Below are 17,047 nucleotides of genomic sequence, written 5' to 3'. Positions count from 1 at the left end.
CTTTCCACGGGGAAAGCTTCTTACTTTCCTACGGGAAAGCGGGAGCGAGATCAACCCCTCCGGGAAATGACGAAGGCCGCCCCACACCTGGGGCGGCCTTCTCAAGAATGTTCTGCGCGATTGTACGCTGGCGTGCTCTGCCTTATCGGCGAAGACCCAGGCGAGCGATCAGCGAGCGGTAACGCTCGATGTCGACGCTCTGGAGGTAGCCGAGGAGACGACGGCGCTGACCGACGAGCAGGAACAGACCACGACGCGAGTGGTGGTCGTGCTTGTGCTCCTTCAGGTGCTCGGTGAGGTCCTTGATGCGCTGCGTCAGCATTGCGGCCTGCACCTCGGGGGATCCGGTGTCACCGGGGTGCGTCGCGTACTCTTCGATGATCGCCTTCTTGACGTCTGCTTCGAGTGCCATAGATTCGATCCCCTTTCAGCTTGTTGCGCGGCGCCCGACGCCTGATGCGAGGGCTCTCTTTATCCGCGGCCGATCAAACGGCAACCTGAAGAGTCTACCAGCCCCAGCCCCCTGCCGACGACCGCGATCCGCGCCCACCCGTTCCCCCTCGGATACGCTCGAGAGGTGCAGCACGGCCAGGCATCGCGATGAGCGGATCACGCGGACATCTCATCGACCTCTCCCCTCTGAAGGCGAGCCCCGCGTTCGCTCGGATGTGGATCGGATCGGCCCTCGCCGGCATCGGCGGGCAGCTGACACTCGTCACCGTGATGCTGCACGTGTTCAGACTCACCGGCAGCACCTTCGCGGTCTCGATGATCGCGGTCGCAGGGCTCATCCCGATGATCCTCGCCGGACTCTACGGCGGCATGCTCGCCGACGCGTTCGACCGACGACGCGTCGCACTCATCGCCGCGACGGTCACCTTCGCGTCCACAGCGCTGCTCGCCGCGCTAACGTGGACCGGCTCGGAGACGATCTGGTGGCTCTACGCCCTGAGCATGATCACCGCGGCCGCGAACTCGGTCGGCATGGCGACCCGCACCGCCATCGTTCCGCGCCTGATCCCGCGCGACCTGCTCGCGCCGGCATCCGCTCTGAACGGGATCTCGATGGGTCTCACCGTCATGGCGGGCCCGGCTCTCGCCGGGATCCTGGTCGCCCTGACCGGGTACGGATGGACCTACACGATCGACGTCGTCCTCATGCTGTCGATGTTCCTCGGACTCTGGACCCTGCCCGCACTCCGCCCCGAAGGCGACATCGTGCGCCCCGGACTGGCCTCCCTCGTCGATGGCTGGCGATTCCTCCGACGGGCCGGCAACATCCGCATGCAGTACATCGTCGACATCATCGCGATGACCTTCGGCCAGCCGCTCGTGCTCTTCCCCGCCCTCGGCACGATCCTGCTGGGCGGCGGCGCCGTGACGACGGGCCTCCTCACCGCCGCCGTCGCACTGGGCACTTTCGCCTCGAGCCTGTTCTCCGGCCGCGTGGTGCAGTACCGCTGGCACGGACGCGGCATCGCCCGCGCCGTCCAGGCGTACGGCGCGTCGATCCTGGCGTTCGGGATCGTCCTGCTCACGGGCGTCTTCCTCCCGCCGGCTTCCGAGGCCGCACCGAACATCGCCCTCATCGTCGTGGCGTGCATCGCGCTCACATTCTCCGGAGCGGCCGACAACGTGAGCTCGATCTACCGCAACACCATGATGCAGGCGGCGGTGCCCGATGCCATGCGCGGCCGCCTCCAGGGCGTCTTCATCGTCGTCGTGGCGGGCGGGCCCCGGGTCGGCGCGCTTTACGCAGGCACCCTCTCGACGTTCACAGCGCTCTGGTTCCCGCCCGTGCTGGGCGGGGTGATCGTGATCGCGCTGGTCGCCGTCCTCATGCGGCGCAGCGCGCGCTTCCGCGACTACGACGCAGAGAACCCCGAGCCGTGAACGGCACGGGGTCCTCAGCGCACGCGTATCAGTCCTGCTGCAGTGCAGCCTGCAGGTCGAGGTTGATCGTGACGTCCTTGCCGACGAGCACGCCGCCGGTCTCGAGGGCGGCGTTCCACGTCAGGCCGAAGTCCTCGCGGTTGATGACGGCCTTGGCCGACGCGCCGGCCTTGTAGTTGCCCCACGGGTCGGAACCGAAGCCACCGAAGTCGACCTCGAAGCTGACGGGCTTGGTGATGCCGCGGATGGTGAGGTCACCGTCGACGTACAGCTCGCCGTTCTCGGCACGGGCACCGGTGGAGACGAAGTCCATGGTCGGGAAGTTCTCGGTGTCGAAGAAGTCGGCCGAACGCAGGTGCTGGTCGCGACCCTCGTCCTTCGTGTCGACGGACGAGACGTCGACGCTCGCCTCGACCTTGGTCTCGAGCGGGTTCTCGGGAGCGGTCAGCGTCGCGCTCTTCACGCCGAAGGTGCCGCGCACCTTAGAGATCATCATGTGACGGACGCTGAAGGTGACCTCGCTGTGGGAGGGGTCGAGGACGTAGGTGCCGGGGCGGTAGCCGGGGATGTCGATGCTGGTCATGGGATCTCCTTGGGACGTGGGGGCCGCTCGAATGGCGACAGGAAAGGGAACCGTGCTCTCGAAAGATATATTCCCATGAATAAGAATCTCCTGAGTGCAACGGAAGACGCCCCGCCCGCGAACGGGACGAGGCGTCTTCGTGAACGTCGTGGGGTCAGCCGACGGCGACGAGGTCGATGATGAAGATCAGCGACTTGCCGGAGAGGAAGTGTCCTCCCCCGGCCGGTCCGTAGGCGAGGTGCGGCGGGATGGTGAGCTCGCGACGGCCGCCGACCTTCATGCCGGGGATGCCGTCCTGCCAGCCTTGGATCAGGCCGCGCAGGGGGAACTGGATGGTCTCACCGCGGCCCCACGAGGAGTCGAACTCCTCGCCGGACTCGAACTCGACACCGGCGTAGTGCACGGTGACGGTGTCGCCGGGCTTGGCCTCGGTGCCGTCACCCTCGATGATGTCGCGGATGACCAGCTCTGCGGGGGCAGGACCGGTGGGGGCGTCGAACTCGGGCTTCGTACGATCAGTCATGACTCCATCCAACCCGAGTGCACGCCGACCGGTCAACGCGACCGCACCTGCTCACAGCGAACACCCGACGAAGTCGCCCTTGACACTCCCGGGAGGCGGGTGCACCCTGGTTTCAAGCCAACTCAGCGCCCGGGAGACATGCAGGCATCGCCGCAGCACCGGGCGCTGAGTCTGTCCGGGGCGGGGCCCCACCCCGGGTCGCTCAGTACGCGAGCAGCGCGGCGCGCGTCGCGCGGGTCCGGATGAGGAGCGCGCGCTCGTCGTCCGACGCGAGCGGATCCCGTCCGGTGATCGCCCGCTGGCGGACGGATGCCAGTGTCGTCGCGTCCTTGATGAACTCGCGCATCAGGGGTCGACGATCTCCGCGCAACCGCGCCGCCCAGGCCATCCCGACCTTGCGCCCCGCCGGAGTCGCCAGCATCGTGACCTCCTCGGGAGTGAACCACCCGGCTGCCGCGTAGTCGCCCAGACGCGCCTTCGTCAGTCGCGCCTCCTCCCGGCGCAGCGCGACGATGCCGATGATGAACCCGGCGAACAGCGGGACCTGCAGCGTGAAATACAGCAGGAAGAAGTCGGCGTAGGTCGCGGATCCGTTCCACAGCGCGTGCAGCAGGATCGCGCCCAGCAGGCCGAGGAGCCCCGCGCCGAGGGCCGCCCATGCCGAGGAGTGACGGCGCGCCGCGAGCCCGATCGCCAGGCCCGTCAGTGACGTGAACATCGCATGGGCGAACGGGGAGAGGAGCGCACGCACGACGAAGGTCACCGAGAGCTGCTCTCCCCCGCCCTCGATCAGGCTGATCGCGAAGTACTGGATGTTCTCGGTGAACGCGAACCCCGCGCCGACGAGCGCGCCGTAGACGACACCGTCGATCGGACCGTCGAACGCGCGACGTGCCACGAGGAAGATGAGGAAGACGCCGAATCCCTTCCAGAACTCCTCGACGATGGGCGCCTGCACGACCGCGGCCAGCTCCTCCGAGCGGAAACCGAAGGCGAAGGTGAGCGCGAGATCGACCAGCAGTGTGAGGCCGACCGCGGCGACGGCACCCCACGCGATCGCGAAGATCACGAGACTCTTGGGCTCAGGCTCCCATCGATCGATCAGTCTCACGCCGAGGAACACGATCGCGAGCGGGATGAGCGCGAGCACCAGCCCGATGACGGATGCCGAGGGCCCGAGTGCCACGACGAAGTACCCGATCAGCGCCAGGAGGAGCAGCCCGAGGAATCCGAAGAGCCAGATCGATACGCTGCGCCCCTTGCGCGTCGGCACGGGGAGCGCCGGCAGCCCCTCAGCGGGAGAGGGCGCGGCCGGGGCGGGCGGAGTGTACGGCGTCGGCTGCGCGAGAGCCGAGGCATACGCCGGCTGCTGCGAGAACTGCCGGGGCGTGTAGGCCGACTGCGCGTACTGCTGCTGCGAGAACCGGGGGGCCGGCGCCTGCTGCGGGGCGGGAGGCTGCTGCACGGCTGGAGGCTGCTGCGGAGCCGGCGGCGGGGTGTACGGCGAGGGCTGCTGCGGCTGGGACGGTCCTCCGAAACTCATAGCCACGAGCATAGGGGCCACAGCGATGCCGGTAGCGGTATACCGGACGCCTCCGCGGACAGTGCGCAGCCACCGGGTAGCGTAGAGGCATGCGGTTCGCTCATCTGCGCCGTCCGGATTCCCCCTCTGCGGTTCTCGCCGTGGTGGAAGACGCCGACGCCATCCTCGTCTCCGACCTCCTCACCGACGCTCCGGCGACGCTGCAGCAGCTCATCGAACGCGGGGACACCGCACTCGACCTGCTCCGCTCCGCCCTCGCCGACGGCGCCGCGCCCCGGCATCCGCTCGCCGATTGGTCGTTCGCCTCGGCGGTTCTGGCACCCCCGGCCGTGCTGGCCGTGGGACTGAACTACGCGGCCCACTCGAGCGAGCTGGGTCTCAAGACCGACGCCGCACCGACCGTCTTCACCCTGTGGCCGAACTCGCTGACGGGTCACCAGCAGACGACGTCCTGGCCCCGCACCCTCAGCGAAGCGGTCGACTACGAGGCGGAGCTCGGTGTTCTGATCGGCACCCCGGCGAAGAACGTCGCGGCGAGCGATGCGCTCTCCCACGTCTGGGGCTACACGGTCGTCAACGACATCACCGCGCGGAACATCCAGTTCGCGGAGGCGCAGTGGTCGCGTTGCAAGTCCTTCGACGGCTTCACTCCGACGGGTCCCTTCGCGGTGACCGCCGACGAGATCGCCGACCCGCAGGATCTGCACATCTGGACCGTCGTCGACGGTCACACCGTGCAGGACGCGACGACCGGCCAGATGGTGCGCTCGGTCGCGACGCTCATCGCGCACCTCTCGCAGTCGCTCACGCTGCTGCCCGGCACGCTCATCTCCACCGGCAGCCCGGGCGGTGCCGGCTACTCCCGCGATCCGCAGATCTTCCTCCGCGACCGTTCGACCGTCACCGTCGGCATCGACGGCATCGGCGAACTCACGACGCACTGCCGCATCCTCGACTGATCGTCGTCGGTACGCGGAATCGAAGAAGGGCGGATGCCGAAGCATCCGCCCTTCTTCCGTCTCCGCTCAGATCTCGATGAGATCGTCGGTCGGGATGATCGGGATCGCGGCCGTGACGGCCTCGAGTCCGGACAGACGCGCGGGCGACAGCTGCTTGGTGACCTCTTCCCGCGACATGAGGCCGGCCTCGACGACCAGGTCGGCGACGCTCCGGTTGGTGAGCAGAGCGGTCTTCGCGAGCGCTGCCGCGGCCGCGTACCCGATGAAGGGGGTCAGCGCCGTGATCACGCCGACCGAGGCACCCACCATGGTCCCGAGGCGGTCGCGGTTGGCCGTGATGCCGTCGACGCAGTTCACCCGGAGGGTCCACATCGCCTGGCGCATCCAGGTGATCGACTGGAAGATCGAGTGCGCGATCACCGGCTCGAAGGCATTGAGCTGGAGCTGCCCGCCCTCGACCGCCATCGTCACCGTCATGTCCGCGCCCACGACGGCGAAGGCGACCTGGTTGACGACCTCGGGGATGACGGGGTTGACCTTGCCCGGCATGATGCTCGAGCCCGCCTGGCGGGCGGGGAGGTTGATCTCGCCGAAACCGGCCTGCGGTCCCGACGAGAGCAGGCGCAGGTCGTTGCAGATCTTCGAGAGCTTGATGGCGTTGCGCTTGAGCGACGACGAGAACGACATGAACGCACCGGTGTCGCTCGTCGACTCGACGAGGTCGGTGGCGGTCTCGAGGTCGAGGCCGGTGATCTCACGCAGGTGCTTGAGGACGGCGGGCGCGTAGTCGGAGTGGGTCGTGATGCCGGTGCCGATCGCCGTCGCGCCCATGTTGATCTCGAACATGAGCGAGGCGTTCTCGGTGAGCCGGCTGTGATCCTCGCCGAGGGTCGTCGCGAAACCGTGGAACTCCTGGCCGAGCGTCATCGGCACGGCGTCCTGCAACTGCGTGCGTCCGACCTTCAGTACGTCGTGGAACTCCCCCGACTTCGCCAGGAACGATCGGCGCAGCAGGTCGAGCTCCTCGAGCAGCGCCCGCAGGGTCAGCGACAGGCCGATCTTCACGGCGGTCGGGTACACGTCGTTGGTGGACTGGCTGCGGTTGGTGTGGTCGATCGGCGAGAGGAACGCGTAGTCGCCCTTCTCGTGTCCCGCCATCTCGAGCGCGATGTTGGTGATGACCTCGTTCGCGTTCATGTTCGTCGAGGTGCCGGCACCGCCCTGGATCACCCCGACCGTGAACTGGTCGTGGAACTCGCCGTCGATGACGCGCTGGGCCGCGCGGTCGATCAGATCCGCCCGCTCCGGATCGAGCACTCCGATCTCGCGATTCGCGCGGGCACTGGCCTGCTTGACCATCGCGAGGGCGCGAACAAGATCCGGGTAGACCGAGATCGGGCGCTTCGTGATCGGGAAGTTCTCGTCGGCGCGGGCGGTGTGGATGCCCCAGTACGCGTCGGCGGGAATCTCCATGCTCCCGAGGGAGTCGGTCTCAGTACGGGTCAGGGTCGGCGCGGCAGATGCCATGTCACATCCTTGTGGGTCGTGGCGAATGAGTGGAGTGGGGGATGACTCCAGTCTACGCCCGCGCCTTCGCCGCGCTCGGGGCACCGCATCAGCGCGTCGGCTTCCGCGAGAACGCCTCCAGACGCGCCTCGGGATCCAGCGCCGCCATCTTCTCGAGCCACGCCTCCGAGAAGTACTCGCCGGTGGGCGCCGTCGTCACCGGCACGACCGTATGCGTGATGGTGTCGGGGTAGACGTGCACGAGGTTGAACGCCTGCGCGGCATCCATCCCGTTGACCTCGGCCGCCGGACGCGCGACGTTCATGGTGTAGCAGGTGGCGGAGGCGACGCTCACGGGCACCCCGGCGAACACCCCGGTCGACGAGTAGTGGAGGTGACCGGCGAGGATGCCCCGCACGTCGCTCCCCCGGATCACGGCCTCGAGCTTCTCCTGATGGCGCAGTTCGAGGATGTCGAACAGCGGGAGGTGGCTCGGCAGGGGCGGGTGGTGCATGGCCAGCAGCGTGCCCTGCGGAGCCGGGGTCCGCAGAACGTCGGCGAGCCAGGCGAGCTGGCCGTCGTCGAGGTCGCCGTGGTGCCAGCCGGGCACCGAGGTGTCGAGCGCGATGATACGCAGACCGTCGATCTCCCAGACACCGGTGACGGGCTCCTCCGTCGCGGGCGCGTCCAGCAGTCCCTCCCGCAGCGCGGGTCGCTCGTCGTGGTTGCCCGCGACCCAGATCACCTGCGTCCCGAGTTCCCGGGCGACCGGCTCGACCGCGGCACGCAGGCGACGATAGGCGTCGGGCTCCCCCAGATCGGTCAGGTCACCGGTGAGGACGATCGCTGCCGGAGTGGGGTGAACCGCTCGGATCGCGACCAACGTGCGCGCGAACGTGTCGTCGACGTCGTAGCGCCCGCCCAAGCGCGCGCCTCCGGCGAGGAAGTGCGGGTCGCTGACATGGATGATCGTGTGCGACGCCGGCTGATGCCGACCGAAGACGTAGGGCCCTGGCATGGCACCAGCCTACGACGGGGGTGGGACGCCGGAGCGCCCTGGCCCGTCAGTGGCCGACGACGATGATGATGATGCCGGCGACGACCGCGAGCGCGCAGAGGGCGAAGCATCCGTACGCACCGACGAGCGACAGGCGCTTCTGCCCGTCGGTGAGCGGGCTCTTGCGCGCCGCCTTGGCGGCCTGCTTCTCGGCTCGCCGGAGGTCCTTCTCGGTGATGACCGTGATCGCGTCCGTGAACTCCGCGGGGCTCACGACGGGAGCGTGCCCGCTGCGCACCAGCAGGCGCAGACCCAAGGCGTAGAAGGTGACGATCGCGACGGCGCCGATCAGCGCCGCGACGAACACCTGGAAGAAGGCGAGCCAATCGATGGAGACGCTCATTCGCCCGTTCCCTTCTCGGTGCCGGCCTCGTCGCGGACCGCGGTCGTGCTCTTGGTGCGCGTGCCGTTCTTGCCCTGCGCTCGCGCATCCGCCTTCGCCTGCTTGCGGGCCTTGGCTTCGGCCTTGGCCTGCTCGATCCGCTGCTGGCGGCGCGTGGGCGGCGGGGCATCCGGCAGATCGATCGCGAGGCCGGACTCGGCCACATCGCTCATCGCGTTCGCGGGCGTGACCGCGTCACGCCGCGAGCGCAGGAAGAGCCCGATGATGACGGCGAGGGCGAGGACCGCGTCGATCGCGATGCCCCAGCCTCCGAGCCAGAGGGCGATGAGCGCCGCCAGCGCGCCGACCGCGCCGGCGGCCGGAAGCGTGAGGAGCCAGCCGATCGCGATGCGACCGGCCGTCCGCCAGCGCACCGTCGACCCGCGGCGGCCCAGACCGGAACCGATCACCGAGCCGGAGGCGACCTGCGTCGTCGAGAGCGCGAAGCCGAATGCGCTCGAGGCGAGGATCGTGGCCGCCGTCGCGCTCTCGGCCGAGAAGCCCTGCGCCGGCTTCACGTCGGTGAGTCCCTTGCCGAGGGTGCGGATGATCCGCCATCCGCCGAGGTACGTGCCGAGAGCGATCGTCACCGCACAGGCGATGATCACCCAGAGGTACGGGTCGGCCTGATCGGCGTTCTGCCATCCCACGGTGATGAGGGCGAGGGTGATGACACCCATCGTCTTCTGCGCGTCGTTGGTTCCGTGCGCGAGTGCGACGAGCGAGGACGTGAAGATCTGCCCCCAGCGGAATCCGTCACGGCCGTCGGGCTTGCCGTCGTAGCGACGCGTGATCGAGTACGCCGCCTTGGTGGCGACGAAGGCGATGATCCCGGCGGTGACCGGCGCGATCAGGGCGGGAAGGATGATCTTCGACAGCACCATCCCGAAGTCGATTCCCTGCACACCCACGCCCACCAGCGTGGCGCCGATGAGACCGCCGAACAGCGCGTGCGACGAGCTCGAGGGCAGCCCGAGCAGCCAGGTGAGCATGTTCCAGGTGATCGCGCCGATGAGCCCGGCGAAGATCATCGGCAGGAAGACGGCGGCTTGGATGCCGTCCTCGTGGATGATCCCGTGCGAGACGGTCTTGGAGACCTCGGTCGACAGGAAGGCGCCGACGAGGTTCAGCACCGCGGCGAGGAGCACGGCGGTCTTGGGCTTGAGGGCACCGGTGGCGATGGGCGTGGCCATCGCGTTCGCGGTGTCGTGGAAGCCGTTGGTGAAGTCGAAGAAGAGTGCCAGCAGGATCACCAGCACGACGAGGAGGGCTGCGGTTTCCACCGTTCGCTTTCGGTCGTTGAGGAAGAGGGAGATGTCGACGAGATCGACGTGACGAACGAAGAGTTCACCGTGGGTTTGACTTCCGTTAACCGGCCCCGTTGAATCCTCCCACCGTCCCCGGTGCCGGTCAACTCGACCTGGGATAGCGTGGAGCGGTGACCAACGCCCCGATCGCAGACCGACGCTCGACCCTCCGCACCCACCACGGCGACACGTTCGACGACCCGTACGAATGGTTGCGCGAGAAGGAGTCCCCCGAGGTCGTCGCGCACCTCGAGGCCGAGAACGCGCACACGGATGCCGAGACCGCGCACCTCGCCGGACTCCGCGAGACGCTGTTCGAGGAGATCAAGGGCCGCGTGCAGGAGACTGATCTCTCGGTGCCGACCCGCCGCGGCGACTGGTGGTACTACAGCCGCACGGTCGAGGGGGCGCAGTACCCGATCCACTGCCGTGCGGCGGCCGACACCGACGACTGGACTCCCCCGCAGCTGACGCCGAACGTCGCCGTTCCCGGCGAGGTCGTGCTCCTCGACGGGAACGTCGAGGCCGAGGGTCACGAGTTCTTCTCCCTCGGAGCGTTCGACACCTCCGACGACGCGACCAAGCTGCTCTGGTCGACCGACTTCGAGGGCGACGAGGTCTACACGATCCGTGTGCGCGACCTCACCACCGGCGAGACCCTGGCCGACGAGATCCCGAACACCGCCGGCGCGTTCTTCACGCCCGACGGCTCGGCCATCCTCTACACGACGCGCGACGACGCCTGGCGTCCCGACACTCTCTGGCTGCACGCGCTCGGAACCCCGGTGTCCGAGGACGTCCAGCTGTTCCACGAACCCGACGAGAAGTTCTGGCTCGGCGCGGGCATCACCCGCAGCCGGAAGTACCTGGTCATCGGCGTCGGCTCGAGCATCACGAGCGAGGAGTACCTGGTCGATCTCGCCGGGCCTCTCACGGCGGAGCCGCGGATCGTCTGGCCGCGCGCCGAAGGCGTCGAGTACTCGGTCGAGCACGCGGTCGTCGACGGTGAGGACCGGCTGCTCATCCTCCACAACGACGATGCCCTCGACTTCGAACTGGTCTCGGTCGCCTCCGAGGCACCCCAGGGTGCGCGACGCATCATCCTGCCGCACGAGCCCGGTCGGCGGCTGCTCGGCGTCGATGCGTTCCGCGACTTCGCGACGGTCGAGTACCGGGCGGAAGGCCTGGAGCGGGTGGGTCTGCTCGACTACACGACGGATGCCGTCGCGGACATCCCCTTCGACGAACCGCTGTACTCGGCCGGAGTGAGCGGCAACCCGGAGTGGCACTCCCCCTTCCTGCGCCTCGGGTACACGTCGTTCGTCACTCCGGGCACCGTGTACGACCTCGACCTCGCGACGAAGGAGCTGCTGCTCCGCAAGCGCGTCACCGTGCTCGGCGGCTATGACCCGACCGAGTACGGGCAGCGGCGGGACTGGGCGACGGCCGACGACGGCACCCGAGTGCCGATCTCGCTGGTGTGGAAGAAGGAGTTCGGCACCCCCGGCGAAACTCCGCGCCCTCTGCACCTCTACGGCTACGGCTCCTACGAGCACTCGATCGATCCCGGGTTCTCGGTGGCCCGCCTGTCGGAACTCGATCGCGGCGTCGTCTTCGCTGTGGCGCACGTGCGCGGCGGCGGCGAGATGGGCCGCCAGTGGTACGAGGACGGCAAGCTGCTGCACAAGCGCAACACCTTCACGGACTTCGTCGCGAGCGCGCGTCACCTCGTCGACACCGGGGTGACCGCTCCCGACCGCCTGGTCGCCGAGGGCGGCAGCGCCGGCGGACTCCTGATGGGCGCCGTCACCAACCTCGCTCCCGAACTGTTCACCGGCGTGCTCGCCGCCGTCCCGTTCGTGGACGCCCTCACGACCATCCTCGATCCGTCGCTCCCCCTCACCGTCATCGAGTGGGACGAGTGGGGCGATCCACTCCACGACGCCGACGTCTACGCGTACATGAAGTCCTACTCGCCGTACGAGAACGTCCGCGACGGCGTGCAGTACCCGCGCATCCTCGCGGTGACGTCGCTCAACGACACGCGCGTCCTCTACGTCGAGCCGGCGAAGTGGGTCGCCCGTCTGCGGGAGGCCGGAGCATCCGACGTCCTGCTCAAGTGCGAGATGGTCGCCGGGCACGGCGGGGTCAGCGGGCGCTACAACTCCTGGCGCGAGCGTGCGTTCGAGCTCGCCTGGCTGCTCGACACGCTCGGCCTCGCCGACTGACCGCGCGAAGAGAAGGCGATCGCGCCGCATGGGTCCGTTCCGCTGAGGAGCGGCCCGATGCGGCGCGATCGCCTGATTCGACCTGACGCGCTCAGCCGAAGAGCGCTGCGGCCTCGTCGTAGCGGCTGCGGGGAACCGTGTTCAGCTCGCCCAGCGCCTCGGCGAACGGCACCTCGACGATGTCGGTGCCGCGCAGCGAGACCATGCGGCCCCAGGACTCGGCGACGAGCGAATCCGCCGCGTGCAGGCCGAGGCGTGTCGCGAGGACCCGGTCGAATCCGGAGGGAGACCCTCCGCGCTGGATGTGTCCGAGCACCGTCGAACGCGTCTCGATACCGGTGATGCGCTCGATCTCGGGGGCGAGCACCTCGCTGATGCCACCGAGCCGGGGACGGTTGAACGCGTCGAGCCCCTTGTCGCTGTACGCGGTGTCCATCCCGGTGAGCGTGAAGCCCTCGGAGACGACGACGAGCGGCGCACGACCGCGGTCGTGCGCGCTCGAGACGAGAGCGGTGATCTCGTCGATCGACATCGGCACCTCGGGGATGCAGATGACGTGCGCGCCGGCGGCCATACCCGCGTGCAGTGCGATCCACCCGACGTGGCGGCCCATGACCTCGGCCACCATGCAACGCTGATGCGAATCGCCGGTGGTGCGCAGGCGGTCCATGGCATCGGTGGCGATGTTCACCGCGGTGTCGAAGCCGAACGAGTAGTCGGTCGCTCGCAGATCGTTGTCGATCGTCTTCGGCACACCGATCACGTTGATGCCGTCGTTCGCGAGACGGTTGGCGGCCGCGAGCGTGCCCTCTCCGCCGATCGCCAGGATGCCGTCGATGTTGTGCGCCGCGAGCGTCTTCGCGATGTTCTCGGCGCCGCCCCGCGGCCCCTCGTACGGGTTCGTCCGGCTGGTGCCGAGGATCGTTCCGCCGACCTTCGAGAGGCCCTTGACCTCGTGGCGCGTGAGCGGGAAGAAGTCGCCGTCGACGACCCCTCGCCACCCGTCGCGGATGCCGACGAACTCGATGTCGTAAGTGGTCGTGCCCTTGAGCACGACGCCGCGGATCACCGCGTTGAGTCCGGGGCAGTCGCCACCGCTCGTCAGGATTCCGATCTTCATGCTGTTGCCTCAGACGCTCGGGAGAAGGAAAGGGGAAAGGCGACGCTGCCTGCGATCGACACTAGTGCCATGCGCCCGTCGAGCGCCATTCGAGCATGTCGAAAACCGGAGATCTTGCCGAAGAAAAAGGACCATCCGGCACAACTTCTCCGAATGGCCCTTCTCGGCCCTCGAATCGCGATCAAGAATCGCGATTCTTAACGACTTTTCACGCGCTGCGCAGCGTCTCCCGTAGCAGATGCATGAGCGCCCCGAGCTGCACGGGCTCGGCTGCCGCATCGTCGACGGCCTCGCCGTCGAGCGCACGAGCGGCCAGGCCCTGCTTCTGATCGATGAGCTCGGCGATCTTCGTGTCGATCGTGTGCGCGGCGATGATGCGCCACGCGGTGACCGGCTCGTCCTGACCGATGCGGTGCACGCGGTCGATGGCCTGCGTCTGCTCGGCCGCCGTCCACGACAGCTCGGCGAGCACGACGTTCGACGCCGCCTGCAGGTTGAGACCGACGCCCGCTGCGGTGAGGGAGCAGACCGCGATGCCGACCTCGGGGTCGCCGTTGAAGTCGTCGATCGCCTGCTGACGGACCGTCGTCGTCTGGTCGCCACGGATCGAGACCGAGCGGATGCCCGCGGCGGCGAAGTGCGCCTCCGCCTGATCCATCACGTCGATGTGCTTCGCGAAGAACACGACCTTGCCCACCGAGCGCTGCAGCTGCGCCGCATAGTCGGCGGCGAGCGACGCCTTGGCCTGGCCGATACGCCGGACCATGGTGAAGACGTTGTCGCCCCCGGTTCCGGCTGCCTTCGACTCCTCGAGCTCGTTCTGGGCGACGAGACGCACGATGTCGTCGTCGATCTCGCCCGGCGCGAGGCCGCGATCGCCACGGGCCTCGATGATCCGACGGTAGCGGGCGGCGAGACGCTCCCCCAGCTCGCGCTCGGCCTGGCGGATGCTCCGCCCGAACTCGTCGTCGAGCTGCACGGGGAGATCGGCGATCAGCTTGTCGGGCAGATCGGCTGCGACGTCCTTCTTCTTGCGGCGGACGATCCCCATCGAGATGACGGCGTCGCGCGCCTCGGGGTAGAACGCCTTGTCGGCCGGAGTGAATCCTGTCGCGTCGAGCTTCTCCATGAGCTCCGGACCGGGCTTCTCCCCCGTGGTCCAGCCGAGGAACCGCCAGATCGCGTCGAAGTCCTCGACGTCGTTGATCAGCGGCGTACCGGTCAGGGCCAGCATGAGCGGCTTCCCGCCGGGCGTGCGCTCGCGCACACGAGAGGCCAACGACAGCACGTTCTGCGAGCGCTGCGACGACAGGTTCTTGATGAAGTGCGCCTCGTCGACGACCATGCCGCGCAGTCCGATCGACGACAGCCACGAGAGATGGCGATCGAGGATCTCGTAGTTGACGATGAAGATGTCGGCGAAGGCGTCGATGTCGTCGCCGTCGCCCTGGATCACGGTCGCACGCCGCTGCGGCGTCCACCGCTCGACCTCGCGCGCCCAGTTCATCTTGACGACGTTCGGGACCACGACCAGGAGCGGGTAGGCGCCCGCGACCGAGGCGGCGAGAACCGACTGGGCGGTCTTGCCGAGGCCGGGCTCATCGGCCAGGAGGAAGCTGCGATGCCCGTCGCGAACCGCCTCGAGGAAGCGGGACTGATGCACCATCACCTCGAGACCCTTCGGCGAGATGTGGTCGTACTCGGGTGCCGGAGGCAGCTCCATGCTGGCGGCCGAGCCGCCCGCACCGGTCTCGAACGCCTTGTACAGCGGGCCCATCAGCTCCCAGCCGTCGAGGCGACGGCGCGGGGTGGTGGTCACGCGCGGCGTGAGATCGGGGGCGAGGAACGGGTTCGCGAGCTGACGGGCCTCGACCGACGGCGGGGTCACCTGACGCTCGGCGATGGCCGCGGGAACGACGGAGATCTGTACCGGCGCGGCATCGGCGATGATCAACTCTTCCGGAGCGAGCTCCGCACCGGACTCGAGCAGCCAGTCGCGGCGCATGCGCTTGGCGACCGGTGAGGTCGCCTGGTCCGCTTCGAGCAGCTGGATGAGCGACGTGTCGCGCGCCGCCGTCTTGGCGAGGATGGTCGCGACGCCGTCGAGCCGCTTGAGCAGCTCGGCGCGTGCGGCATCACCGATGTCGGCATCCGCTTTGACCCTGGCGCGCTCTTCGCGCACCAGGAACGCGATCACCTGGAACTTGACGCGGTTGGTCGGTCCCAGCTTTCCGCGCTGGGACTTGGCCTCGATCTCGCGCACCTTGCGCGCGAGGATCGGGATGAGGGGCGCCTCGTCATCGCGACGAGACGACTTCTTGCGCCGTGTGGCGGCGGTTGCCGTGGTCGGCATGCTCCTCCTGAGCGTGAAGGCCGGAACGCCCCAGGGGCTCCGGCGCTCTGTTGTCCGCGTGTGGCGTGAGCCAGGACCGTGCGGATGTAGATCGATCATCTCGCCGATGCGCGCAGGACGCGGAAGATTCGACGATGACTGCGACCACTCTACGCCATCCCGGGCGAGGAACCCCCGTGGCGACGCGCGCGGCGGACCGATCAGGCGGTCTGCTCGCGCAGCACGCGCTCCGCATCGCTCACGTCGGCGGCGATCTGCGCCGTGAGCTTCTCGATGCCCTCGAAGGCGACCATGCCGCGCAGGCGCTCGGTGAACTCGACGGTGACGTCGTGCCCGTAGAGGTCGAGACCGGTCTCGCCGAGCACGTGCGCCTCGACCTGACGCTCGAGCACGTCGTCGAAGGTCGGGTTCGTCCCGACGGAGATCGCGGCGGGGTGACGGATGCCCGTGTCGTGGTCGATCAACCACCCGGCGTACACGCCGTCGGCCGGGACGAACGCATCGACGACGGCCGACAGGTTCGCGGTCGGGTATCCCAACTCCCGTCCCCGCTTGAGGCCGTGGACGACGACGCCGCGCACATCGGGCGAGCGTCCGAGCACCCGTGCGGCGCCGGTCACATCGCCGGCGATGAGGAGCTCGCGGATCCACGTCGACGACACCCGTCGTGCGGAGCCGGGAAGGTAGACGTCATCGACCACCTCGACGGTGAACCCGTGGCTCGGCCCCATCTCGCGCAGCAGCTCGGGGGTGCCCGCACCGCGGTTCCCGAAGCGGAAGTCCTCGCCCACGAGGACGGTCGAGACCCCGAGAGCCGCGACCAGGATCTCGGTCACGAAGTCCTCGGCGCTGAGCGAGGCCATCTCCTCGTCGAAGGTGAGCAGCAGCGTGGCATCCAGACCGAGCTCGCCGAGGAGCTCGAGTTTGCGCTCCACCGTCACGACGTTCTCGGGGCAGCGGTCGGGTCGCAGGATCGCCAGCGGGTTGCGGTCGAAGGTGACGGCGACGGAACGCGCGCCCGTCTCGGCCGCTCGTTCCTCGAGCCGTCGGATCACGGCACGATGGCCGGCGTGCACCCCGTCGAACTTGCCGATCGCCACGATGCTGGGGCCGAAGCCCTCCGGGACCTCGGCGAGATCGCGGAAGACGATCACGCGTCGACCTCGACGGTCGTCCGTGCGACGTCCGGCCGGTTGGTCCGCAGCCACCAGATGCCGAACACCGGGAGCACCAGCGGGATGAAGAGGTATCCGCGTCCGAACAGCGACCACACGGTCTCGTGCTGGAACTGCTCGGGGATCAGGATGCTGAGCAGGCCCACGACCAGGACACCCGTGAGTTCGAAGACGATCGCCACCCAGGCCACGGTGTACCAGCCGCGCCGCCTCGCGAGCACGAGCGCCAGGGTCGCGAGGATGTAGACGACGGCGGCGACGGCCGAGAGCGAGTACGAGAGAGGAGCCTCGTCGAACCGTCGGAAGATCTGCACGAAGCTCCGGCCGGTGGCCGCGAGCGCCATGACGGCGTAGACGATCACGAGGACGCGACCGATTCCGGTCATCCTGGTGGTGGGGGCGGTGGTGCTCATAGCGC

15 protein-coding genes are annotated in these 17,047 nt (G+C 68.5%); 3 read left to right on the top strand and 12 right to left on the bottom strand.

Translation table 11 applies throughout. The features are described 5' to 3' along the window. Positions 1-142: 142 nt before the first annotated feature. Complete coding sequence (rpsO, locus tag KV396_RS13180; RefSeq protein WP_017203073.1) at positions 143-412, bottom strand: 30S ribosomal protein S15; 270 nt, start codon at positions 410-412, stop codon at positions 143-145. A gap of 188 nt (positions 413-600) precedes the next feature. Here rpsO and KV396_RS13175 point away from each other — a divergent pair, with 188 nt between their 5' ends. After that, a complete protein-coding gene (locus KV396_RS13175) occupies positions 601-1,893 on the top strand; it encodes an MFS transporter (RefSeq protein ID WP_247955993.1) in 1,293 nt (430 codons plus the stop codon). Between the two features lie 28 nt (positions 1,894-1,921). Here the strand turns inward: KV396_RS13175 and KV396_RS13170 are convergent, their stop codons facing one another. The 3 genes from KV396_RS13170 to KV396_RS13160 all read right to left on the bottom strand — a co-directional run bounded on the left by KV396_RS13170 (position 1,922) and on the right by KV396_RS13160 (position 4,542). After that, on the bottom strand, positions 1,922-2,476 hold the full coding sequence (locus KV396_RS13170) for a YceI family protein (RefSeq protein ID WP_247955992.1): 555 nt from the start codon (positions 2,474-2,476) through the stop codon (positions 1,922-1,924). Between the two features lie 154 nt (positions 2,477-2,630). After that, positions 2,631-2,999 (bottom strand): FKBP-type peptidyl-prolyl cis-trans isomerase, encoded by a 369-nt coding sequence (locus KV396_RS13165; RefSeq protein WP_247622738.1) that lies wholly within the window; start codon positions 2,997-2,999, stop codon positions 2,631-2,633. Positions 3,000-3,201: 202 nt separating this feature from the next. Then, a complete protein-coding gene (locus KV396_RS13160; protein WP_247955991.1) occupies positions 3,202-4,542 on the bottom strand; it encodes a PrsW family intramembrane metalloprotease in 1,341 nt (446 codons plus the stop codon). 89 nt (positions 4,543-4,631) lie between these two features. Here KV396_RS13160 and KV396_RS13155 point away from each other — a divergent pair, with 89 nt between their 5' ends. Beyond that, the gene (locus tag KV396_RS13155) at positions 4,632-5,501 is read left to right on the top strand and encodes a fumarylacetoacetate hydrolase family protein (protein WP_247632405.1); all 870 of its coding nucleotides are present in this window, start codon (positions 4,632-4,634) and stop codon (positions 5,499-5,501) included. A gap of 66 nt (positions 5,502-5,567) precedes the next feature. On the opposite strand, the gene KV396_RS13150 is transcribed toward KV396_RS13155, so the two are convergent. From KV396_RS13150 to KV396_RS13135, 4 genes are all read right to left on the bottom strand, one after another. Beyond that, positions 5,568-7,028 (bottom strand): aspartate ammonia-lyase, encoded by a 1,461-nt coding sequence (locus KV396_RS13150; RefSeq protein ID WP_247622741.1) that lies wholly within the window; start codon positions 7,026-7,028, stop codon positions 5,568-5,570. An 88-nt stretch (positions 7,029-7,116) separates the two neighbouring features. Next, a complete protein-coding gene (locus tag KV396_RS13145; protein ID WP_247632407.1) occupies positions 7,117-8,025 on the bottom strand; it encodes a phosphodiesterase in 909 nt (302 codons plus the stop codon). 46 nt (positions 8,026-8,071) lie between these two features. Next, positions 8,072-8,407: a peptidase gene (locus KV396_RS13140; RefSeq protein WP_247622743.1), complete on the bottom strand. Its 336-nt coding sequence runs from the start codon at positions 8,405-8,407 to the stop codon at positions 8,072-8,074. After that, positions 8,404-9,729, bottom strand: a complete 1,326-nt coding sequence (locus tag KV396_RS13135; RefSeq protein WP_247632408.1) for an inorganic phosphate transporter — start codon at positions 9,727-9,729, stop codon at positions 8,404-8,406. The genes KV396_RS13140 and KV396_RS13135 overlap by 4 nt, the downstream gene beginning before the upstream one ends. Before the next feature lie 155 nt (positions 9,730-9,884). Between KV396_RS13135 and KV396_RS13130 the strand changes: the two genes are divergently transcribed. Next, on the top strand, positions 9,885-11,981 hold the full coding sequence (locus KV396_RS13130; RefSeq protein WP_247955990.1) for a S9 family peptidase: 2,097 nt from the start codon (positions 9,885-9,887) through the stop codon (positions 11,979-11,981). Between the two features lie 91 nt (positions 11,982-12,072). Here KV396_RS13130 and KV396_RS13125 read toward each other — a convergent pair whose 3' ends face one another. The 4 genes from KV396_RS13125 to KV396_RS13110 form a co-directional block, all read right to left on the bottom strand. Beyond that, on the bottom strand, positions 12,073-13,101 hold the full coding sequence (locus KV396_RS13125) for an ATP-dependent 6-phosphofructokinase (RefSeq protein ID WP_247622746.1): 1,029 nt from the start codon (positions 13,099-13,101) through the stop codon (positions 12,073-12,075). A 208-nt stretch (positions 13,102-13,309) separates the two neighbouring features. Further along, positions 13,310-15,454, bottom strand: coding sequence for a DEAD/DEAH box helicase (locus KV396_RS13120; protein ID WP_247622747.1), 2,145 nt, complete (start codon positions 15,452-15,454; stop codon positions 13,310-13,312). A gap of 200 nt (positions 15,455-15,654) precedes the next feature. Then, positions 15,655-16,608 (bottom strand): bifunctional riboflavin kinase/FAD synthetase, encoded by a 954-nt coding sequence (locus tag KV396_RS13115; RefSeq protein ID WP_247632410.1) that lies wholly within the window; start codon positions 16,606-16,608, stop codon positions 15,655-15,657. Then, positions 16,605-17,042 (bottom strand): hypothetical protein, encoded by a 438-nt coding sequence (locus KV396_RS13110; RefSeq protein ID WP_247632411.1) that lies wholly within the window; start codon positions 17,040-17,042, stop codon positions 16,605-16,607. Before KV396_RS13110 ends, KV396_RS13115 begins: the two co-directional genes overlap by 4 nt. Positions 17,043-17,047: the final 5 nt, after the last annotated feature.

The organism is Microbacterium galbinum (assembly GCF_023101185.1).
Classification (GTDB): Bacteria; Actinomycetota; Actinomycetes; order Actinomycetales; family Microbacteriaceae; genus Microbacterium; species Microbacterium galbinum.
This window is presented reverse-complemented; position numbering and strand designations above follow the sequence as displayed.